Source organism: Pseudoalteromonas sp. NZS127 (genome assembly GCF_015864805.1).
GTDB classification, from domain to species: Bacteria; Pseudomonadota; Gammaproteobacteria; order Enterobacterales; family Alteromonadaceae; genus Pseudoalteromonas; species Pseudoalteromonas nigrifaciens.
The window spans coordinates 1-22,108 of sequence record NZ_JADYWN010000017.1 but is presented as its reverse complement, the minus strand read 5'-3'; the positions used below and the strand labels follow the sequence as shown (position 1 = coordinate 22,108).

General features: G+C 40.1%; 18 protein-coding genes and 2 pseudogenes. 14 read left to right on the top strand and 6 right to left on the bottom strand.

Annotated elements, in window-relative coordinates:
- Positions 1-75: 75 nt before the first annotated feature.
- The 8 genes and pseudogenes from lrp to I6E78_RS14300 all read left to right on the top strand — a co-directional run bounded on the left by lrp (position 76) and on the right by I6E78_RS14300 (position 8,053).
- A complete protein-coding gene (lrp, locus tag I6E78_RS14330; protein ID WP_011328394.1) occupies positions 76-555 on the top strand; it encodes a leucine-responsive transcriptional regulator Lrp in 480 nt (159 codons plus the stop codon).
- Between the two features lie 197 nt (positions 556-752).
- On the top strand, positions 753-3,239 hold the full coding sequence (locus tag I6E78_RS14325; protein WP_197182764.1) for a DNA translocase FtsK: 2,487 nt from the start codon (positions 753-755) through the stop codon (positions 3,237-3,239).
- Positions 3,239-3,865: an outer membrane lipoprotein chaperone LolA gene (gene lolA / locus I6E78_RS14320; protein WP_197182763.1), complete on the top strand. Its 627-nt coding sequence runs from the start codon at positions 3,239-3,241 to the stop codon at positions 3,863-3,865. The genes I6E78_RS14325 and lolA overlap by 1 nt, the downstream gene beginning before the upstream one ends.
- A complete protein-coding gene (locus tag I6E78_RS14315; RefSeq protein WP_197182762.1) occupies positions 3,858-5,201 on the top strand; it encodes a replication-associated recombination protein A in 1,344 nt (447 codons plus the stop codon). Before lolA ends, I6E78_RS14315 begins: the two co-directional genes overlap by 8 nt.
- Positions 5,194-5,574 carry a fluoride efflux transporter CrcB gene (gene crcB / locus I6E78_RS14310; protein WP_041454454.1) on the top strand — a complete coding sequence of 127 codons (381 nt, stop codon included), beginning with the start codon at positions 5,194-5,196 and terminating at the stop codon, positions 5,572-5,574. Before I6E78_RS14315 ends, crcB begins: the two co-directional genes overlap by 8 nt.
- 8 nt (positions 5,575-5,582) lie before the next feature.
- Positions 5,583-6,887, top strand: coding sequence for a serine--tRNA ligase (gene serS / locus I6E78_RS14305; protein ID WP_011328389.1), 1,305 nt, complete (start codon positions 5,583-5,585; stop codon positions 6,885-6,887).
- Positions 6,888-7,088: 201 nt separating this feature from the next.
- Positions 7,089-7,160, top strand: a pseudogene (locus I6E78_RS18915) (transposase); the annotation flags it as partial.
- A 218-nt stretch (positions 7,161-7,378) separates the two neighbouring features.
- Positions 7,379-8,053: a hypothetical protein gene (locus tag I6E78_RS14300; RefSeq protein ID WP_197182761.1), complete on the top strand. Its 675-nt coding sequence runs from the start codon at positions 7,379-7,381 to the stop codon at positions 8,051-8,053.
- Between the two features lie 420 nt (positions 8,054-8,473).
- On the opposite strand, the pseudogene I6E78_RS18710 reads toward I6E78_RS14300, so the two are convergent.
- Positions 8,474-8,785 (bottom strand): annotated as a pseudogene (locus I6E78_RS18710) (hypothetical protein); the annotation flags it as partial.
- 132 nt (positions 8,786-8,917) lie between these two features.
- Between I6E78_RS18710 and I6E78_RS14295 the strand changes: the two are divergent.
- Positions 8,918-9,352, top strand: a complete 435-nt coding sequence (locus I6E78_RS14295) for a hypothetical protein (RefSeq protein WP_197182760.1) — start codon at positions 8,918-8,920, stop codon at positions 9,350-9,352.
- 39 nt (positions 9,353-9,391) lie between these two features.
- On the opposite strand, the gene I6E78_RS18850 is transcribed toward I6E78_RS14295, so the two are convergent.
- Both I6E78_RS18850 and I6E78_RS14290 read right to left on the bottom strand, forming a co-directional pair.
- Positions 9,392-9,517, bottom strand: a complete 126-nt coding sequence (locus tag I6E78_RS18850) for a hypothetical protein (RefSeq protein ID WP_269435631.1) — start codon at positions 9,515-9,517, stop codon at positions 9,392-9,394.
- Between the two features lie 81 nt (positions 9,518-9,598).
- Positions 9,599-10,789 carry a PQQ-dependent sugar dehydrogenase gene (locus tag I6E78_RS14290; protein ID WP_197182759.1) on the bottom strand — a complete coding sequence of 397 codons (1,191 nt, stop codon included), beginning with the start codon at positions 10,787-10,789 and terminating at the stop codon, positions 9,599-9,601.
- On the opposite strand from I6E78_RS14290, the gene I6E78_RS14285 reads away from it, so the two are divergent.
- Positions 10,774-11,214 carry a hypothetical protein gene (locus I6E78_RS14285; RefSeq protein ID WP_058373532.1) on the top strand — a complete coding sequence of 147 codons (441 nt, stop codon included), beginning with the start codon at positions 10,774-10,776 and terminating at the stop codon, positions 11,212-11,214. The two genes, I6E78_RS14290 and I6E78_RS14285, sit on opposite strands and share 16 nt — an antisense overlap.
- 105 nt (positions 11,215-11,319) lie before the next feature.
- On the opposite strand, the gene I6E78_RS14280 is transcribed toward I6E78_RS14285, so the two are convergent.
- Positions 11,320-12,519 carry an Nramp family divalent metal transporter gene (locus tag I6E78_RS14280; RefSeq protein ID WP_197182758.1) on the bottom strand — a complete coding sequence of 400 codons (1,200 nt, stop codon included), beginning with the start codon at positions 12,517-12,519 and terminating at the stop codon, positions 11,320-11,322.
- A 301-nt stretch (positions 12,520-12,820) separates the two neighbouring features.
- Positions 12,821-14,083, bottom strand: coding sequence for a valine--pyruvate transaminase (locus tag I6E78_RS14275; protein WP_197182757.1), 1,263 nt, complete (start codon positions 14,081-14,083; stop codon positions 12,821-12,823).
- Positions 14,084-14,616: 533 nt separating this feature from the next.
- On the opposite strand from I6E78_RS14275, the gene I6E78_RS14270 reads away from it, so the two are divergent.
- The 4 genes from I6E78_RS14270 (at position 14,617) to I6E78_RS14255 (ending at position 19,890) form a co-directional block, all read left to right on the top strand.
- Entirely contained in the window at positions 14,617-15,699 is a 1,083-nt protein-coding gene (locus I6E78_RS14270; RefSeq protein WP_197182782.1) for an endonuclease/exonuclease/phosphatase family protein, read from the top strand.
- A gap of 240 nt (positions 15,700-15,939) precedes the next feature.
- Positions 15,940-16,359 carry an MAPEG family protein gene (locus I6E78_RS14265; protein WP_011328379.1) on the top strand — a complete coding sequence of 140 codons (420 nt, stop codon included), beginning with the start codon at positions 15,940-15,942 and terminating at the stop codon, positions 16,357-16,359.
- Between the two features lie 365 nt (positions 16,360-16,724).
- A complete protein-coding gene (gene nhaD / locus I6E78_RS14260; protein WP_197182756.1) occupies positions 16,725-18,161 on the top strand; it encodes a sodium:proton antiporter NhaD in 1,437 nt (478 codons plus the stop codon).
- Positions 18,162-18,513: 352 nt separating this feature from the next.
- A complete protein-coding gene (locus I6E78_RS14255; RefSeq protein WP_197182755.1) occupies positions 18,514-19,890 on the top strand; it encodes an NAD(P)-binding domain-containing protein in 1,377 nt (458 codons plus the stop codon).
- An 82-nt stretch (positions 19,891-19,972) separates the two neighbouring features.
- On the opposite strand, the gene I6E78_RS14250 is transcribed toward I6E78_RS14255, so the two are convergent.
- The gene (locus tag I6E78_RS14250; protein WP_197182754.1) at positions 19,973-21,820 is read right to left on the bottom strand and encodes an ABC transporter ATP-binding protein; all 1,848 of its coding nucleotides are present in this window, start codon (positions 21,818-21,820) and stop codon (positions 19,973-19,975) included.
- Positions 21,821-22,108: the final 288 nt, after the last annotated feature.

Sequence of the window (22,108 nt, the reverse complement as noted above, 5' to 3'; positions counted from 1 at the left end):
CTTACCTTTTTTTTAACATATTATAGTGATAATATCTGTTTTTGGCTTTTAAACAGAATAATAAACTAGGTGAGTATGCATACACTATTAGATAGAATAGATCGCAAAATATTAGTGGAATTACAACAGGATGGGCGGTTATCTAATGTGGAACTGGCCCGACGAGTTGGCTTAAGTGCGACACCTTGTTTAGAGCGTGTAAAAAAGTTGGAGCGAGAAGGTTATATACTTGGTTACAAGGCTGTGGTTGATCCGGCTAAGCTTGGTCAAGGTTTATCGGTATACGTTGAGGTAACTATTACTAAAACATCGGCAGATGTATTTGACGAATTTAGTGCTGCAGTTAAAAAGCATAACGAAATAATAGAGTGCCATTTAGTATCGGGTAATTTTGACTTTTTACTTAAAACGCGGGTAAACGACATGTCAGAATACCGAGGAGTACTGGGCGATATACTCTTAAAGTTACCCAATGTTAGCGAAAGTCGTACTTATGTAGTAATGGAAGAAGTAAAAGGCGAGGAAGGCGTAATTATTCGCCCCTATGTTGCTTAAGCTGATTTACAATATGTGTGTTATTTATAGGCTAATATAGTAATTTATAATTAGTTTCGCATAATATAAGTTTAAATTATAAAAACTTGTTCATAATCAGGCCATCAAGGTTAAGATAAAGTGCAACAAAATACATTTCCTGCTAAGGTATTCCACTGCTAAGTGAGTGTAAAAATAATAAAGAGGAATAGGGAATTATGCGCCTAAACGGTGTGCAAAGGCTATTAGAAACAGGGCTGATAATCAGCACTTTTACAGCAATATTTATTTTATGTGCCTTAATCAGCTTTGATCCGGCGGATGCTGCATGGTCGCAAACTAGCTTTAGCGAAGTAAAAAACATTACTGGCGCTGCGGGTGCATGGATTGCTGACATATTATTACTCACTTTTGGCTGGTTGGCTTATTTAGTACCGGCCGCAATTCAGATATTTGGTTATTTACTATTTAAACAACCGCACCGAATTTTACAACTCGACTACACCACCTTAGCATTGCGTGTTATTGGTTTTGCTTTATTTATTACCTCAGCTACCGCTATTAGCAGCATTAATTTTGATGATATTTATAACTTTTCATCAGGCGGGGTAGTGGGCGATGTGATTGAATCGGCAATGATGCCAGCATTTAACTTTACCGGTACTTCAATACTATTATTGTGCTTCTTTTTTGCCGGTTTAACATTATTAACGGGCGTTTCGTGGGTAGATTTTGTTGATTATTTAGGTGATTTAATCGTACGTTTTTATCGTTACATTAGCAATTATATAAAAGGCTGGTTAAACCGAGAGCGTTTAGCAGGTAATGATAATCAGCAAATAGACGCACAATTTGAACCAGACACCAACGAGCAAGCCGATAATACAAACACCAAAAAAGTAAATAAACAAAAATCAATTAACAAACCGCAAACGCCATTTAATGAGCCGCAAATTAGCGACGAATTTATGCCGTTTGACGAGCTAGATGATATTCTCGATCAAGAAATTGGCTTTAGCGCCATAGATGACGATCCAATGGATACAGAAGCTGCACTTAATGCACTTGATCAGAGCCCAGTAGTAGAGCCAGAAAAGCCTGTAACTACAGTAGTATCGCCAGCAAGGCCAATGAACAAGCCAAAAGCTGCGTATCAGCCGCCGCCAACAGCCAAAGAAAAATTTGAACAATTACTTAATCAAGAGCCGCCACTAGGGCCATTACCATCGCTTGATTTACTCGACAGACCCGACAAAGCTAAAAACCCTATTTCGCAAGAAGAGCTCGATACAGTATCGCGACTAGTAGAGACAAAACTGCTCGACTTTAACGTACAAGCAAAGGTTGTAGCAGTATACCCAGGGCCAGTTGTAACGCGCTTTGAGCTAGATTTAGCACCCGGCATAAAGGTGTCTAAAATTACCGGTTTAGCAAAAGATTTAGCCCGTTCGCTTTCGGCAATTAGTGTGCGCGTGGTTGAGGTTATTCCGGGTAAAACCTATGTAGGCATTGAGCTGCCTAACAAGTATCGCGAAATAGTGCGTTTATCAGAAGTAATAAACGCCCCTAAATTTGAGCAAAACCCATCACCACTCACTATGGTATTAGGTAAAGATATTGCCGGGGAGCCGGTATGTGCCGACCTTGGCAAAATGCCGCATTTACTGGTAGCCGGTACTACAGGCTCGGGTAAATCAGTGGGCGTTAATGTGATGATAGTAAGCTTACTGTACAAATCGGGGCCTGACGATGTACGTATGATCATGATTGACCCTAAAATGCTTGAACTTTCGGTATACGAAGGTATTCCGCATTTATTGTGTGAAGTAGTTACCGACATGAAAGAAGCCGCTAATGCACTGCGTTGGTGTGTGGGCGAAATGGAGCGTCGTTATAAGCTAATGTCGGCTTTGGGTGTACGTAACTTAAAAGGTTATAACCAAAAAGTACTTGAAGCCAAAGAAGCGGGCTATCCAATAATGGACCCATTATTTAAAGACACCGATGGCATGAAAGATGGCCCAGATGAGCTTGGAAAACTACCTAGTATAGTGGTAGTAATTGACGAATTTGCCGACATGATGATGATTGTAGGTAAAAAGGTAGAAGAGCTAATTGCCCGTATTGCGCAAAAAGCACGTGCCGCAGGTATTCATTTAATACTGGCAACACAGCGCCCATCGGTAGACGTAATTACCGGTTTAATTAAAGCAAATATACCAACGCGTATGGCGTTTCAGGTATCGAGTAAAATAGATTCGCGCACTATACTTGACCAACAAGGTGCCGAAAATTTACTAGGTATGGGTGATATGTTGTATTTACCGCCAGGTACAAGTGTTCCTGAGCGTGTGCATGGCGCGTTTGTAGACGACCACGAAGTACACGCAGTAGTAAACGACTGGAAAGCCCGTGCTAAACCAAATTACATAGACGAAATACTTAATGGCGACGCGAACGAGGATATTTTATTACCGGGTGAAGCCAGCGAAAACGCAGATGAAGAAAACGATCCGCTATACGACGAAGCCGTGTCGTTTGTAATTGAAACCGGTAAAGTATCGGTGTCGTCTGTGCAACGTAAATTACGTGTTGGCTATAACCGCGCAGCACGCTTAGTAGAACAAATGGAAACATCGGGTATCGTGAGTTCAGCTGGCCACAATGGCGCTCGCGATGTATTAGTACCTAATGGAGCAAATTAATGAAAAAACTTAACACCTTATTATTAGTACTTGGCAGCTTAGTTGCTACGCCAAGCTTTGCAGACGACAGCCAAGCATTACAAGGTAAACTCGCAACGCTAAAAAGCTTTAAAGCGCAGTTCTCGCAAAAAGTAACAGACAAACAAGGCCAAGCAGTAATGCAAGGCGAGGGCACAATTGCCCTGCAACAACCTATGATGATCCGCTGGCAGCAAACCAATCCAGACGATACATTATTTGTATCTAATGGGGATAAAACATATTACTTCGACAGCTTTGCTGAGCAAGTAACTATTATGCAAACTAGCAGCCTTATAGATTCAACGCCGTTTGTGTTACTTACCTCAAAAGACCCAGCGCAGTGGGAAAAATACAGCGTACTGGCTACAAATAGCGGCTTTAGCGTAACGCCAAACAAAGGCGTAGAAAGCCAAGTAGAGCAGCTAGATATAACCTTTGCTGGTAACGAGCAAGGTTTGGCTAAATTAGTGGTAACCGATAATTCAGGGCAGTTATCGTCGTTTACTTTTAATGATGCACAAGTTAATACGCCGCTTGATAAAAGCACCTTTGAATTTACGCCTCCTGAAGGTGTTGAAATAGACGATCAGAGTAACGGTGAGTAACTTAGGATTTAACTTTGGGCCCGATGTGCGCCCACTCGCAGCGCGTATGCGCCCAACAACGCTTGATGAATACATTGGCCAGCAGCACTTACTCAGCGCCGATAAACCACTGCATCAGGCAATTGTTGCAGGGCGCTGCCATAGTTTAATATTGTGGGGCCCGCCGGGCGTAGGTAAAACAACGCTCGCGCAAATAATAGCTAATCATGCCGATGCTGCGCTTATTCAAATGTCGGCAGTTACTGCAGGCGTTAAAGACATTCGCGACAGCGTTACGCAGGCGCGCGAAAACCTACAAAGCCGTGGCCAACGCACCTTAATGTTTGTTGACGAAGTACACCGTTTTAATAAATCTCAGCAAGATGCATTTTTACCACATATAGAAGACGGTACGTTTATATTTGTAGGTGCAACCACCGAAAATCCATCGTTTGCCCTTAATAACGCTATTTTGTCGCGGGCGCGGGTGTATGTTTTAAAATCGCTTGCCGATACCGACCTATACACAGTAATAGATCGTGCACTCAAACAAGACGAACAATTAAACCAAAAACACATAATAATTGCCGACAACGCTAAAAAAGCACTGTGCCAAGCAAGTGGTGGCGACGCGCGAAAAGTACTTAACTTACTAGAGCAAGCGGTTGATTTAACCACGGAGCAAAACGGCCAATACAAGGTAGACGAGCATGTACTTAGCCAAGTGCTGCCCACACATTTAGCTAAATACGATAAAGGCGGCGATGAATTTTACGACTTAATATCGGCCTTTCATAAATCGGTACGAGGAAGCTCCCCCGATGGCGCGCTGTACTGGTATTGCCGTATTTTAGCCGGTGGTGGCGATCCTTTATATGTAGCAAGGCGTTTACTTGCCATTGCTACAGAAGACATTGGCAACGCCGATCCGCGCGCTATGGAAGTGGCGCTAAACGCATGGGATATTTTTCAGCGAGTAGGCCCAAGCGAAGGCGAACGTGCAATTGCCCAAGCCACACTTTATTTAGCCAGCGCACCTAAAAGTAATGCGGTGTATATGGCGTTTAATCAAGCCAAGGCCGATGCCCAAAACGAGCCAAGTTATCCCGTGCCCGAGCATTTACGTAATGCGCCAACCAACTTAATGAAAGACTTGGGGTATGGCGCTGAGTATCGTTATGCGCATAACGAAGAAGGTGCTTTTGCAGCCGGAGAGAAGTATTTACCACCAGAAATACAAGGTAGGGAGTATTACTTACCGAGCGATCGTGGCCTTGAGCAAAAAATTAAGCAAAAGCTCGATTACTTAAAAGAGCGCGACGCGCAAAGCCCACTTAAACGATACGAAAATGATTAAACTTTATATGATGATCGCCCTTGGCGGAGCCTCAGGAGCGTGTTTACGGTTTTTTATTAGCGAAAGCATGCTAAAACTCCTCGGTAGGGGATTCCCTTTTGGCACGTTGGCGGTTAATATTCTGGGTTCATTGTTGATGGGCATTTTGTACGGTTTACTAGATAAAGATATAATCGCCGAAAGCCCTGCTAAAGCCCTGATCGGGGTTGGCTTTTTAGGTGCGTTAACCACCTTTTCAACATTTTCAATGGATTCGCTGTTGTTGTTACAACAAGGTCACTTTATTAAAATGGCCCTCAATATCATCTTAAACGTGATGGTGTGTATTTTTATGGCTTGGCTGGGCCTTCAGCTAGTAATGCAAAAAGGTTAAAAACTAACATGTTAGATTCTAAATTTTTACGTCAAGATATCGAACAAACTGCAGCACGCTTAGCGGCTCGCGGTTACGAACTCGATGTAGCGACGGTCACGGCACTTGAAGAAAAACGCAAAACATTACAAGTAAAAACGCAAGAACTTCAAAGTCAGCGTAATGCAAGCGCAAAAGCAATTGGCCAAGCTAAAGCCAAAGGCGAAGACGCTCAACCGCTACTAGATGCAGTTGCTAACTTAGGTAGCGAGCTAGACGCAGCAAAAGCGCAGCAAGATGTAGTATTAGCCGCAATTAACGACATTGCCTTAGCAATTCCAAACTTGCCAGACGAATCAGTACCTGCAGGTAAAGACGAAGACGACAACGTTGAAATACTAACGTGGGGCACACCTAAAAAGTTTGATTTTGACGTGAAAGATCACGTTGATGTAGGCCAAGACTTAAACGGCTTAGACTTTGAAATGGGCGTTAAAATTAGTGGCGCACGCTTTACTGTAATGCGCGGCCAAGTAGCGCGTATGCATCGTGCATTAACGCAATACATGCTAGACACCCACACAGACAAAAACGGTTACACAGAAATGTACGTACCGTACCTAGTAAATAGCGCAAGTCTATACGGTACTAGCCAATTACCTAAGTTTGCGGGCGATTTATTCCACACGCTAGGCCTTGTAAACGACGATGGCGAACAGCAATCAGGCTTTAGCTTAATCCCTACAGCAGAAGTACCACTTACTAACAGTGCACGCGATGAAATTTACGACGAAAGCGATTTGCCAATTCGTTTAACCGCACACACGCCATGTTTTAGAAGTGAAGCCGGCAGCTATGGTCGCGACACTCGCGGCTTAATTCGTCAGCACCAGTTTGATAAAGTAGAACTTGTACAGCTTGTAAAACCAGAAGACTCAATGGCAACGCTTGAAGAGTTAACAGGTCATGCAGAGCAAATACTACAAGAGCTTGAACTACCGTACCGTAAAGTAATTTTATGTATGGGTGACATGGGCTTTGGCTCAGCTAAAACCTACGACTTAGAAGTATGGTTACCAGCGCAAAACACCTACCGCGAAATTTCATCATGTTCAAACATGGCTGATTTTCAGGCGCGTCGTATGCAAGCACGTTTTCGCCGCGAAGGGGCTAAAAAGCCAGAGTTATTACATACACTAAATGGCTCAGGTTTAGCCGTTGGCCGTACACTAGTCGCCATACTAGAAAACTACCAACAAGCCGATGGCTCAGTAGTAGTACCAGAAGTATTACGCCCGTACATGGGTGGCCTTGAAGTGATTGGCAAGCAATAAAACGTAAACTTTAAGTCAGGTTTTAGGCTTATGAGCTTAAAAAGAAAGCCGCTGTTAATTACAAACAGCGGCTTTTTTATTATAGGTTAAAAGTAAAAAGGTTCAGCTAATATGTAGGGCGTGCTTTAGCGCGTTACAGTTATTTGCCAAAGTTATGCGCTGTCCTTTTTATTTGTTACGATTTTTTATCTGTTACTGTGTCAAGTGAATGCGCAATGGCAACTGTATTGCCTTGTTCATAATATAGAAAAGCTGCAAAACACGATGCATTAAGAGGGGTAAGCCCTTTTAACCTCAATAAAGCCACTTAAACACCAGTAATACCTTCTAAAATGCCAATTAAAACAACATCAAACTCCCACTTTATATTCTGCATAAAATACAGTAATCGATTGAACCAAAATAGGAACTCAGCTATGGTTTGTTTATCAATAAAAACAAATAAAAAAACGAGTTAATCTACAGGCTCGTTATACGTTTCGGAGGTTTTGGTGAAAGTTAAATCATTGGTAAAAATAATTAGCCATGTTGATGGTGGCTTTCACTTAACGTTTTTTAGACCTATATTTTCTCTTTTTTATGCTGCGATGAATAAAGATCATGCTTTAGCTGTAGCAAATAGGTTTGTGTCTGAACAATTACAATTTTCAGGTAAAGAGTGGATTCAATCATCGTCAGAAAATGAAAATAGAATTAATTGTCCAGAAGGCTGCATTAAGCTTCCTGAGGATATTTGGTGTTGTAAATTGTCTGATACTATTTGTGATTTGCAAGCAAATATTGAATTCGACAATACAGAGAATTTTCTTAAAAAATGCTCTGCTAATGAACAGAAAAAGCTCCAAATATTAAAGGCAGTTGAATCTGGAAAATATGATGGTTTTCATCACGTACCTGATAGATTACTTTGTGTTTCATGCGCAGATAAAAAAAGTAAGAAAGAGTCTTTTAAATATCACTACCCATGGGAGTTTGCTGAAATAGATGTATCTATATGTAGTTCTTATGAGGAAACTCTTGCTGAGTTTCAAAATTCAGGTATCCCAGAGCGTTATGTTAACTCACCAATATGTAGCCAATGTTGCTATGAATTAGCTGTTAAAATTCGTCCTGAATTGAAAGATTCTTTTCATGTAATTGAATCAAATTTCAACCCTCGGAGTTAAAACGTATAACAAGGGTTTTCAAGTCGGACAAATTACAGTTGGCTTTTTGTTCGTGCCTCACTTATTTTAGCCAACAGAAATTTGCCGCTTAAAACGGCGTTAGTTGTCCGCACTAAATCGAATGATTTTATTTATCGTTTAGTGCAAATCGCATAGCTTTGCGTTTGGTTCAATTCTTTGGTTTGGCGATGGAAGTGCCGTTCAATTTACTCTTCCTTTTTGCCCAACCCAGTTTTCGCCAAACGTAGTTTAATGCTTTAAAAGTCTTTAGTTTTTAAGGCTCAAAGTTTATGTTTTGGTGTGTAGTGCAGAAGTATTTATTGCTTCTTCCTACTACCCCTAAAACATGGTAACTTACTGTAAAATTGGTGCTTTTAACTACCAGCAACTAACAACACGCCCTGAGGTGGACAGCAAGCACTAAATCTCACTTTCCACCGTAAATTTTAACAGCGGTGATCTNTCACTTTCCACCGTAAATTTTAACAGCGGTGATCTCTTACTTTTCAATGCGATTAAGTAAGTTGATTCATCGTAGGGCGTATGTGTTTTCCAGCACCTAAATAGTATTCTTATCCACTTAAATGCTAATGATCTGATGATGGTATTATGGGGTTTTCCTTTGGTTTCTTGCTGCCGATAATATGCTTTTGCCCAAAATGAATAACGCACAGATAATCCTGCCCATTCAACAAATGTTTGCCTTAAAAATTTAGTGCACGAGTATCGCCAGAGAATTAAAATAGCAAGTAAAATAGGACAGGCACAAAATTTTTATATACAAGAATAAATAACAGTTGGCAAAGCATTATATTTATAGTTGAACAATAGCCACCAATAATTGATTAAATAAGGGGTATTACAATGAATAAAATGTCAGTTAATATAACGTCTAAACCTTTAGAAACTTACCCGAAAAAACAAATTTTAAAGGTGGTGGCTGATGACGTTTCTGAAAAAGAGACAGTGCAAAAGGGAGTGGCTCAAGGCGTCCAAGTAGACATATCTGAAGAGGGGGCGGAAAAAAGTCTGGCAGATAAAAATCAAGCGGCGTTTCGCAAGTTATTAGGTAATGAAGATGTAGATCAAGCATCACAATCTGAAGGTGACCCCCTTGATGAACTAATTGCTGAAATACAAGAGAAGCTTGAAAAACTACTGCAAGAAACTGCATTGTTACGCAGTAAAGATGATGAAGAGTCGCAGGCAAAAGTGAAGGTGCTAGAAGGTGAAATTACCGGGCTTAATATTCAACTTATTGAATTATTAAAACAGAAATTAGAATCGGGTAAAAACTAGGTGTAAAGCTCCTGTAATTACCTTTAATACATTTTTCGGTTACTGCATAACGCGGTAAGTTGGGTTGTTTCTAGTAAACTCATCACTTTTGTCGGATGGCGTGGCTTCGCCACTTATCCGACTTACGTCAAAAGGTAGGTTGGTTAAGCCGAAGGCGCCACCCACAGAGTTATTAAACCTATTAAAGCGGCTTACTAAAAGGTGCTATCCCCCCTAAAAGCGAAGTCTCCCTAACCCTCTTGTGAACTAATTTGATTTAACTAACATCAGCTTTGCATCTTCCCCATCGGTTAATATTGCTACATTACCCTCAGTGGTTACAAACACATCCCTTAATCGGCCTGTGGCCTCTGGGAATATATGAGACTGGGTAAATTCACCATTAGCTAAATTTACAGCGTAGAGCTTTTTATCAACCAAAGTCGTAATTAACACATGTTTTTGTAGTGAAGGGAAAGCCGCGTGCTTAGAGCCGTAATACGCCATGCCTGATGGGGCGATTGATGGCGTCCAATTAACACTTGGTTTTTGCATGCCTGGGTATTGAGTAAAAGGTGAAATACGCGCTTGCGAATAATCCCTACCGTAAGTAATTACTGGCCAGCCATAATTGGTGCCTGCGGTTAAGTAGTTTAGCTCGTCGCCGCCTGCGGGGCCGTGTTCGTGGCTAATAATTTGCTGTGTATCGTAATCATATACAAGGCCTTGAGGGTTACGATGACCAAGTGAGTAAACAGCATGGGCATTTGGATTTGTATGGTTAATAAATGGGTTATCTGTTGGAATACTGCCGTTTAAGTTTATACGTAATATTTTACCAAGCTGGCTGGTAATAACCTGTGCTTGCTCTCTAAAGTCAAAGCCATCGCCCGTTGAAACTAATAACGTATTGTCGGGTAGGACAAGGGCGCGCCCAGCGTAATGCTGTGGTGTGTTTTTATTGGTAGCTACTTTATAAATAATTTGCGGCTTTGAAAAACGAGTACCATTAAAGGTGGCTTTGGCAACAACAAGCCTGTTTGCGTTGGCATCGCCTTGGGCGTAGGTAAAAATTACTTCTTTGGAATTGCTATAATCTGGCGATAATACTATATCGAGTAAGCCACCTTGGCCTGCAAGGTATAAGCCCTCTAGGTTTAGTTTTACTCTTGATTGCGCATTATTTTTAATTATAACTACGTGGCCATCGCGCTCTGTAATTAACCATGTACCGTTTGCTAGTTCAACCATGCTCCACGGAGACTGTAATTGTGTAGCAAGGGTTTTTGTACTGTATTGCTTTTTTGGTAACGCAGCGCCTGCATTAACAGAAAACGCAAAAAGCGAAAGCAGAGTAAAAAAAGAGATACATTGTTTACGGGGTAAGCCTTTGCTAGCATGGCTTATATAAGAAAAAAACTTTATTTTAAGTTGAGATAACCATGTCATTTTTAACACGTATATTGCCCTCATTTTTAGTTTCTTGGTTATTTACATTCACACTTGCTAGCTTGTTTCATAGCCAATACGTTGTCAATCAATTAGTTAATGTAGGTGTTGTAGTGGGCTTTAGCGACCGTGTTAGTTTAACACTGGATGATTGGCTGGGCTTATTACCTACCTATGGTGCTATTATTGCCATTGCACTTGCCATCGCTTTTTTAGTTACGGTGCAGCTTAATAAAAAGGTTCAAAAATACCGTACTCAGCTATTTGTTATTGCTGGCATTGTGGCATTTGCTATGGTGTTAATTGCCATTGAATCGATTATGAATATACATATTATAGCGGGCGCAAGAGGTTGGGGGTTTTACACTCAATTACTTGCAGGTGCGGCCGGTGGCTATGTGTTTTCACGCTTAACAAAAACAAATATTATCTGATTTTAATTACTGCAGGATACAGGTAAGGTTTTTTATAATAGTGAATAAGGTAAAAGCCACTGTTTTTAATAAACAGTGGCTTTTAATTAGATGTTTTTAGTTTAATTAAAAAATCAAACTAATCAGCTTGTAGCTGCTTAAGCCAAAAATAAGCAGTAATATAGGCACAGTGATAAGGTTTAATAACACAGAATTGGTGTAATTGCCCATCACCGCTTTTTGATTTACCAACCAGAGTAAATAAACAGTAATAATAGGCAGTAATAAGCCATTAGCAGCTTGGGCAAAAATGATCACGGCAACCGGATCTAACCCCAAAGAGGCAACAGCTGCGCCAAACAATAAGATAACTAATGCTACCGATTTGAAACGGCTACTCTGCATTTTGTTAGACCAACCAAGCATTCCGCAAACTGCATAGGCTCCCGCTAAAGGAGCAGTAATTGCACTAGTTAAACCTGCAGCAAATAAACCAATAGCAAAAAAGTAATGGGCAGCGCCACCTAATAATGGCTCAAGCTGTACAGCCATATTGGCTGCGCTAACTTTACCTGCGTCGGTACCATAAAAAGCCACCGAGGCGGTAGATAAAATAGCCAAAGTGATCACTCCACCTAAAGTGATTGATAAGCTGGTATCGATATTTGTTTGCTTAATTATTTTACGTTTATCGCTACTATTGTTGTACTTTGCTGCGAGCACTCCTGAATGCAAAAATAAATTATAAGGTACTATGGTGGTGCCAATCAGTGCAAGTACAGTGGTAACAGAGCCCTCAGGCATAGTCGGAATAAAACCCGCTAGTACTTTGCTTATAGGCGGAGCAGCCATAACTAAAGTAGAAATAAACACTAAGCTCATTAAAATCACTAATAAAATGAGCGCGTTTTCTACCACTTTATGTTTTCCGCTGTACAGTAACAATGCGCTAATAAAAGCAATGAGCGGCGTCCATATTTGCGCATTTATTGTCGGAAATATCTTTATTAAACCCATGCTAGCGCCACTAAGGTTACCCGCTTCATAGGCGGCGCTGCCCACTCCAATGGCGCTTATTACCAAAAAGCTAGCGAGAATTTTAAGCACTGGGGTATGAATATGCGCGCGCAGTGCTTGAGCAAGATCTTTGCCTGTTGCTACGCCAAGGCGAGCAGCCATAGATTGTAATAATATAGTGGCTATTACTGAAAAAAGTAATGTCCAGATAAGTGCAAAGCCAAAGTTTGCACCTGCTACGCTAGCAGTCGTTATGGTGCCTGGTCCTATAAAGGCTGCGGTGACTAGTAGTCCTGGTCCTAATCGCATAATTTACCTGTATGTTGGTGTTTAAAGTGTGCACCTGTATGGGCGCGCGTTTTATTACTGCCACTTAGTAAGCGTTTGCAGCCTGAACTACCTTTTATGCTACCCGCTAGTAAATAGCGTGTAAAAAAGGTCGCGTAGAATAACAGTTTATATATAAATTTAAAGAATATAGCGCGCGTTCGCACAAAAAGAGTACAGTATTACAGAGGTAAATAAGGGATAAAGGCAACACTTGCTCAATAGCGTGCCGTTATAGTGGATGTTAAGTTATAGCCAAAGCGTAGATAGCATAAGCATTAATTTACGCCATTAAATACTTTATGGTTTGTAAACCTTTGCGTAGTGTTGCTTCATCGGTTGCATAGTTAATGCGAATACACTCGTGCTTGTGCGCCCAGCTATCGTCAATGCCAATAAAAAAGTTGTGTCCAGGAATTACATACACATCTTGCTCTTTAAGCTTTTGGTATAGTGTTTCGCTTGTTATTTTTGCATCTTTAAACCACAGCCACATAAAAAATGCGCCTTCAACTTTATGCAAGTAAACACTCATATCGGCAAATATTTCATCAAACAGTTCAATCGCTATTTGTGCTTTATTACGATAAAAAGGCAACACAACATTACGACACAGCGGCAGTAGTTCGTCGTCGTTAATTAAACGGGTAACTAAGCTTGGGCCTATACTATTTGGCGATAAAACCATGCTGCCATTTACGCGGCCAATTGCTTTAATAATTTCATTGTTTGCAACCACAATACCGCTGCGTAAACCCGGTAAGCCAAGCTTTGAAAGCGACATACATAAAATTATGTTTGAGTTCCAGGTTAGGTTTGCGTCGGTGTAAATACAGCCCGGGAATGGATCGCCATATGCGTTATCTATAATGAGTGGAATGTTGTATTGCTTAGCGAGTAAATCAAGGTGTTTTACTTCATCGTCGGTTATTACATTACCGGTTGGATTGGTAGGGCGCGATACGCACAGCGCGCTGATACTGCTGTCGTTTGCTAATATTTTTTCAACCGCTTTAAAATCAATAACGTATTTAAATTGTTTAGATGTGCTACCGGTATTTAAAATTTCGATATCGGGCTTTATGGCAACAAACATATCGTCCGATAAACCTTGGTCGGCATAACCTACGTATTCTGGCGCGAGGGGAAATAAAATCTTTTTATGGCTGCCATCAGGCATTTCGCCTGCAAACATATTAAACAGCACAAAAAAGTTAGCTTGGCTGCCATTACCAAGTGCTACGTTATTGGCACTTATATCCCATGCATATTCTTTACTTAGTTGGCCTGCCAATGCAGCTCTAAACTCGTCGTTACCGGTTGGGCCGTCGTAAAGGCCAAATACTTGCGATACTTTATTACTGGCAACGAGCTTTTGTAACTCACTTAAAAAAACCTCATTTACTTGTGGTACTAATGCAGGGTTACCGCCACCAAGCATAACAATATTAGGATTGTTACTGCTTTTAGCACTGCCTAAGTCTTCCATTAACTGAGTAATGCCGTTGGGTTGTGTAAATTTAGTGCCAAAGTTTGAGTAGTTCATAATACATAGCGTTTGTTGGTAATGGAAAGGGCAGTATAGCCTAAATAACGGGCTAAAATAGTAAGTTGAGAATTATTCAATGCGTAGTTTTAAAGGTTGTTACTGCAACCTCATTGCATATAAGCATAATAAAGCAGTAATAAAATAGGCACTGTGCTTTTTGGAGATATTTGTAAAAGATGAGGGGGGGGGGGTTGGTTTTAATAGCGCGTAGCGATACTCAAGGGTAAAAATAAAGCGTACGAATACGTAAGCAGCTAAATTTGTAATGCTATTGTTTGATGTATGAAATTGAATTGATTTACCATGTATGATCTTGTTTTTACTAATTTACTGAAATAGCACAGGTTTTGAACACCCCCCTAAAGCCTTAAAAACGATAAGCAATAGGGTATACTGCTATTACATACTTTTACGTATTCATTTAAGCAAGCATTAGGGCTAATAACTCAGCGATGTTTGTTATTTTAAAATGTACAGCAGTGGAACCTCTTTTGATAAAAAACACTCAACTAAAAATAGCCACATTTAACTTGTTTAATTACCTTGAGCCACCCAATGCATACTATGAGTTTGAGAAAATTTATACCGCGCAACAGTGGGCTAAAAAGCAGCAGTGGGTTATTGATTATTTAACAGAGCACGCACCTGATGTGATTGGTTTTCAGGAAGTGTTTAGTATTGAGTCGTTACAAGAATTAGTACGTGGGCAAGGTTATGAGCACTTTGCAGTGGTAGATACGCCCGAGGTGATTGACGACTTTATTTATAAACGCCCCGTAGTGGCAATTGCCGCAAAATATCCTATTGTTGAAGTGGCTGCGGTGCAGCACGATAATGAACTTGTAGCTACCCTTGGGCTTAGTGCTGATTTTACATTTAGCCGCAAGGTATTAAGAGCCACAGTAACTTTGCCGCACATAGGTAATACCGATTGTTATGTGGTGCATTTTAAATCTAAACGCCCAATGATTGAGGTTGATGAGCACAATAAAGCACTTTCGCCCGAAAAGAACATAATTGAGATTTTAAAAGCGAATGTAGCGGGTGGCTGGGGATCAACTATTCAGCGCGGCAGCGAAGCCACATTATTAATGATACAAATGATTGCGCGCCGCGAAGCTACGCAGCAGCCTATGATTTTAATGGGCGACTTTAATAACAGCATAGCCGATGGTGTGTTAAGCCACATGCTTACTAATACACTGCGTTTTGCCTCTGCTTTTGACGCTAAAACTTACCTTGCTAAATATTGTTTAAATGATGCATGGGACTTATTTACAAAGTCGCAATTGGCAAGTGCTGAGCCACAAGCACCAACAGACGACTTGCGTGTTGATGGTGATATAGTGAGTGTTATAATTGAGCAAGGTGATGCAAATAATGTGGCTAAGCCAGCAACTCCACGCACGCCAACCCATTATTATGGCGCGAGCAGTTCAGTGCTTGACTATATTTTATTGTCTAGTGAATTTGATGCCAGCTACCATGATAGCTTTTTTGAAGTAAGTGATTATAACACTTACGATCGGCATTTAATTAACCCAGTATTTGAGCGAGACGATTTAAGTACCGACCATGGGGTGGTTATAGTTACTTTAACTTTGAGGTCGTAGGCTATAATTTTAATGATTAATATTGCTAAGAATATTTGTTTAGCAATATTACTTTTACGGTTTTTAATTTAAGTATTAAGTGCTTTTATGTAAAAACGTCGGAATAAATTACTGAGTTTAAACGATAGCTTTAATTATTTGTATAACTATCAAATAATTAAACTCGGCCTAAAACTTGCCTGTTATTAATGTTAAACATCTAAAAATTGATAATCTTTAATAAAAACAAGGAAATTAACTATGACTAATATTGCACTTTCGGCGTATTTGGCGTTTTACCTGTATTTAATTATGTTGCTTGTACAGTGGGCGGTAGCAACTTTTAGTAAAGCAAAACAGCCTAATGCAGTGCCGGGTAAAATAAGTGACGATTTATCTCACGATAGTTTTATATTTAGAGCACACCGTACTTTTCACAATACCCTTGAAAATAGTGCGTTATTTATAGGAACAGTGTTGTTTGCTTTTGTAATAAATTATCAAAGCCCAATATTTGCACTATGTGTATGGATATACGTTATTGCGCGATTAATTCATATGGTGCTGTACTACGCAATTGCTACTAATAAAAATCCTAGCCCACGTAGCTACTTCTTTTTAATTGGGGTACTTGCCAATGTTGTGATGCTAGTAATGGTAGGTTTAAGGTTAATTGCCTAATACAAATTAAATAACAAACAACAATTAACCAAGAGCGAAGTTGCTTACATAGCAACTTCGTTTTTTTGTAAACTACTTTCGAAGCACTAAATAAAAACAATATAACCAATTGAATTTTAAATAATTAATCTATAAATGTCAAAGCTTGCACAACCACCATTCACACACTCTATTTACAATATAGCAACCATCTATGCATATATAGACCTCAGTACAATAGCCACTTGGTAATGCTGTGCTATTTTATTGTGGTGAAAAAATAATAACCAATAAATACTCACCAAAATGCGTATCAATAAAGCAGATAAATTGCTTTATTGTAATTAAAGCCAGCTGATTTATGTAATTAAAACAGGAAATGTAAAATGAAGAATTTGCTACGGGGGTTCAACATAGTATGTATTGCTATGTTGTTTTTTTGCTCGCCAGTTTGGGCTGCGCAAGGGCAGTTAGATTTAACATCATCGAGTATTGGTTGGTTATGTATTGGTATATTTTTAATTGCTTATACCGTGGTTATGCTCGAGGAAAAGCTACATTTAAGAAAGTCGAAACCAGTATTGGTTGCAGCAGGATTAATTTGGATATTAATAGGTGCCTATTACGTTAGCCATGATATTACTGAACTTACCGAAACTGCATTTAGGCATAATTTACTTGAGTTTGCTGAGCTTATGCTCTTTTTACTGGTCGCTATGACCTACATAAATGCGCTAGAAGAAAGAGGAGTATTTGATGCATTGCGCGCTTGGATGATCCGTAAAGGCTTTAACTATAAAAATTTATTTTGGATAACCGGTTTTTTAGCATTTTTTATCTCTCCGATTGCCGACAACCTTACCACCGCGTTATTAATGTGTGCAGTGGTAATGAAAGTTGCCGAAGGTGATAAGCCATTTATAAACATCAGCTGTATTAATATTGTTATTGCGGCTAATGCAGGCGGCGCATTTAGCCCCTTTGGCGACATAACCACGCTAATGGTGTGGCAAGCTGGATTGGTGCATTTTAACGAGTTTTTAGTGCTGTTTTTACCTGCTTTAGTTAATTACTTAGTGCCCGCAGCCATTATGAGCTTTTATGTCGCCGATAAGCACCCAACCGCACAATACGAAGCGGTTGAGCTAAAACGCGGCGCAGTGCGAATATTAGTGTTGTTTTTACTTACCATAGCCACTGCCGTTGCTTGCCATAGCTTTTTAAACCTGCCACCAGTATTAGGTATGATGATGGGGCTAGGCTATTTACAGTTTTTTGGTTATTTTTTAAGAATGACTTTACCAGGATCACTGGCTCGTAAAAGAGCCCATGCAGAGCAGTTGGGCGATCAAGAACGATTAGCTAAACTAGGCAGTGTTGTACCATTTGACGTATTTAGTAGAGTGCAACGGGCAGAGTGGGACACGTTATTATTTTTTTACGGTATTGTTATGTGCGTGGGTGGCTTAGGGTTTTTAGGTTATTTAAACTTTATGTCTGAGATGCTATACGGCAATTGGTCTACTACAACGGCAAATGTTTTTCTTGGGGTGATTTCTGCAGTGATCGATAATATACCGGTTATGTTTGCGGTGTTATCTATGGATCCTGAAATGTCGCATGGGCAATGGTTGCTGATCACATTAACTGCGGGGGTAGGCGGTAGTTTACTCTCGATTGGCTCGGCTGCGGGAGTGGCATTAATGGGGCAAGCACGCGGCTACTATACTTTTTTTGGTCACCTAAAGTGGACGCCTGTGATTGCGTTAGGTTACGGGGCCAGCATAATGCTGCACTTATGGCTTAACGCATCATTATTTTAAAGATACCAGCAAACGCCTATAAGCTATTTTTTATCATAGTAATAATACTATAAAGCTTTAATTTAAGTATTTAATGGTAGTAAAAGCGAAGGAGCATAAACAGCATCTTCGCTTTTTTTATTACTTAAATTTAAGCTGTTATAAACTAATGGCTGAGTGCTTACTGATTAAATTTTTTAAGCCAAATAAGTTGCGGTGATAATAGACGGCTAGTTAATAAAATATTGATTTATTTTATGTTTTTTTAAAGGTAAATGTTATAAAAAAGGATTTATTTTTATTGTGGCAAATAATTTGCATGAAAAAATGTTATAGTAAGGCTCGTATTAGCTATTAGGAGTCGACTTTTATAATGAAAAAAATTGCTATTTTGGGCGCAGGTCCAAGCGGTTTGGCACAATTACGTGCATTTGAAGCAGCTCGTTTAGCCGGTATTGAGAATTTACCGGAAGTTGTTTGTTACGAAAAACAAAATGATATTGGTGGCATGTGGAACTATACATGGCGCACTGGGCTAGACAGAAATGGTGAGCCGGTACATGGCAGTATGTATCGTTATCTTTGGTCTAACGGACCAAAAGAATGCTTAGAATTTGCTGATTATTCTTTTGAAGAACATTTTGGTAGACCTATTCCTTCGTATCCCCCTCGTGAAGTGCTTAAAGACTACATAATGGGGCGTATTAACAAGCAAGATATTCGTAAATACATTCGCTTTGAGTGCCCGGTTCGTTGGGTTACATTTGACGACGAAACACAAATGTTTACTGTAACGGTTATGAACCATAAAACCGGCGAGCAGGAAGTGAATGAGTTTGATTATGTTATTGTTGCTACAGGTCATTTCTCTACACCAAACATGCCTTATTTTGAAGGGCTAGAAGAGTATTCTGGTCGAGTATTACATGCTCATGACTTTAGAGATGCGCTAGAATTTAAAGATTCAGAAGTTTTACTTATAGGCAGTAGCTATTCTGCCGAAGATATAGGTACGCAGTGTTATAAGTATGGCGCTAAATCGGTAACTATAAGCTACCGTACTAAAGCACTTGGCTATAATTGGCCAGACGGCATTGCAGAAATGCCACTTGTGACCCACTTTGAAGGGGACATTGCGCATTTTATAGATGGCACTAGTAAGCGCTTTGATGCTGTGATTATGTGTACTGGGTATTTATTTCATTTTCCATTTTTACCTGACGAACTACGTTTACAAACACATAACTGTTTGTATCCGGCAAACTTGTATAAGGGTGTTTTTTGGCAGCCAAACCCTAAGTTAGTTTATTTAGGCATGCAAGATCAGTACTTCACTTTTAATATGTTTGATGCGCAAGCATGGTATGTACGCGACGAAATTTTAGACAGAATAAAAATACCAGCATTAGCAGCACGACAAGAAGATGAAAAAAATTGGTTAGCTAAGTACGATGAAGTAACGAATGTTGAAGGCTCTATTGATTATCAAGCAGCGTATATTCGTGATTTAACTAATGCCACAGATTACCCTGAATTTGCAGTTGAAAAACAGGCAGATATTCTCAAAGAATGGCAAAAAGATAAACAACAAGACATTATGTGTTTTAGAGAAAAAGCGTATCGCTCTACTTTAACAAATACCTTGGCACCTGAGCTTCCTGTGCCGTGGTTAGATGTACTTGATGATTCATTAGAATACTTTTTAGAATTATCGGCTACTCACACCATAGAAAAAAGTAAAGCGAGCTAGCACGTAATAAAACAATATTAAACCATAACGCATTTTTCGTTATGGTTTAATATTTTAAGTTTGTTGTTAATACTTAAAAAAACTATTCAACGCCAATAAACCCACCTGTTTGATGTGCCCAAAGTGCAGCGTAAATCCCATTCTTAGCTATTAACTCATCATGTGTGCCTTGCTCAACAACACCGCCGTTATCAAGTACGATAAGCCTGTCCATTTGCGCTATGGTTGATAGCCTGTGAGCAATAGCAATTACTGTTTTATCTGTCATTAAATCATCAAGACTTGCTTGAATAGCAGCTTCTACTTCTGAATCAAGCGCGCTGGTGGCTTCGTCGAGTATGAGAATAGGGGCGTTTTTAAGCAGTACACGCGCAATAGCAATACGTTGGCGCTGCCCACCCGATAAGGTAACGCCACGTTCGCCTACTTGCGCGTCAAAGCCTTTATTACCTTTGCTATCAACTAAGTCGGTTACAAACTCTAGCGCTTTAGCTTGCTTGGTGGCATCGATCATTTCGGCTTCAGTGGCATCTGGTCTGCCGTATAAAATGTTGTCTTTTACTGAGCGGTGCAGCAGGGAAGTGTCTTGAGTTACCATGGCAATGTAACGGCGTAAGCTTTCTTGGCTCACATCGGTAATGTTTTGGCCGTCAATTTTTATACTGCCAGAGTCGGTGTCGTAAAAGCGTAGTAGTAAATTAACTAGCGTTGATTTACCCGCGCCAGAGCGACCCACTAAGCCAATTTTTTCACCGGCTTTAATATTTAAGTTTAAACCGTTAATAACCGGGCCACGCAGCGTTTCACTTGCTGCTTTGCCGTAGTTAAAGTGCACATTGTTAAATTCAATTGCACCTTGGCTAACGTTAAGAGTGCTGGCATTGGGTTTATCGGCTACTGCAATTGGGTTAGAGAGGGTTTGCATGCCATCGGCCACGGTGCCAATATTTTCAAATAAGCTGCTTATTTCCCACATGATCCACTGCGCCATGCCGTTTAATCTAAGGGCTAAACTTATCGCAACGGCAATTGCTCCTGCGCTAATGGCACTTAGCGACCACAAGTAAAGTGATACCGCAGTGACCGAAAACACTAATAAGTAATTTAAAGTTTGAATAACAAAGTTGAGGCTGGTAACTAAACGCATTTGCTTGTACACCGGCTGTAAAAAAACATCCATACTTTGTTTTGCGTATTCTTCTTCGCGTTGGGTGTACGAAAATAGTTTAATGGTAGCAATATTAGTGTAGCTGTCGACAATGCGGCCGGTCATTTCTGAGCGGGCATCGGCTTGTGAGGTAGCCACTTTTTTAAGACGCGGTACAAAGTAAAGTTGAATGCAAATATACAAAACAAGCCAAACAAGTAAGGGTAACATTAAGCGCCAATCGGCCTCGGCTACTAAAAACAACATAGAGCCAAAATAAACGATTATGTACATTAATACATCGAGTAGTTTTGTTACAGCTTCGCGCACAGCCAGAGAGGTTTGTAATACCTTGGTGGCGATGCGTCCGGCAAATTCATTTTGATAAAAACTAACACTTTGGCGCAATAAATATCTATGTGCTAACCAGCGAATCGACATGGGGTAATTGCCCAGTAATGCCTGGTGCAAAATTGCAGAATGAAAAAACACCACTACAGGCAGCACCACAAGGAGCATAAGGGCCATTTTTGTCAGCTCGGACTGCTGCTCTACAAAGAGTGTTTGTGGTGTATAAATTGCCAGCCAATCAACTAGTTGCCCCATATAGCTAAATAGCGATACTTCTAAAATAGCGAGCAAGGCGGCACTTAACGAGAGTAGTGCTAGCGACAGCCCCATGCCTTTGGTGTAATGAAGACAAAACGCAAGCAGCGTGTTAGGTGGCTGCGTTGGTTTATCTTGTGGGAACGGCTTAGTAATGCGCTCAAATAATCGATACATTTTAATAGCTTAAATGGCAAGTAATTGCAGCTATCATAGCATTTTTGTGTTTTTAAATGCAGCTTAGTAGAGGCTTAATTACTCATACTCTAAGGTATAATTAATATTAGTAAGCATTAAAACAATACTAAGATTGCAATGATCAGCCATTAGGTTAAAAATAATAACCTAGATTCAAATTGTAAGTGCATAACTTGTTTTGGCTAGATTAAGTGGTCAGTTGCTCATAAGCTAACTGCTTTTTCTCAGGCAAGAGATTTTACAATGAGACATTACAAACAACTGACC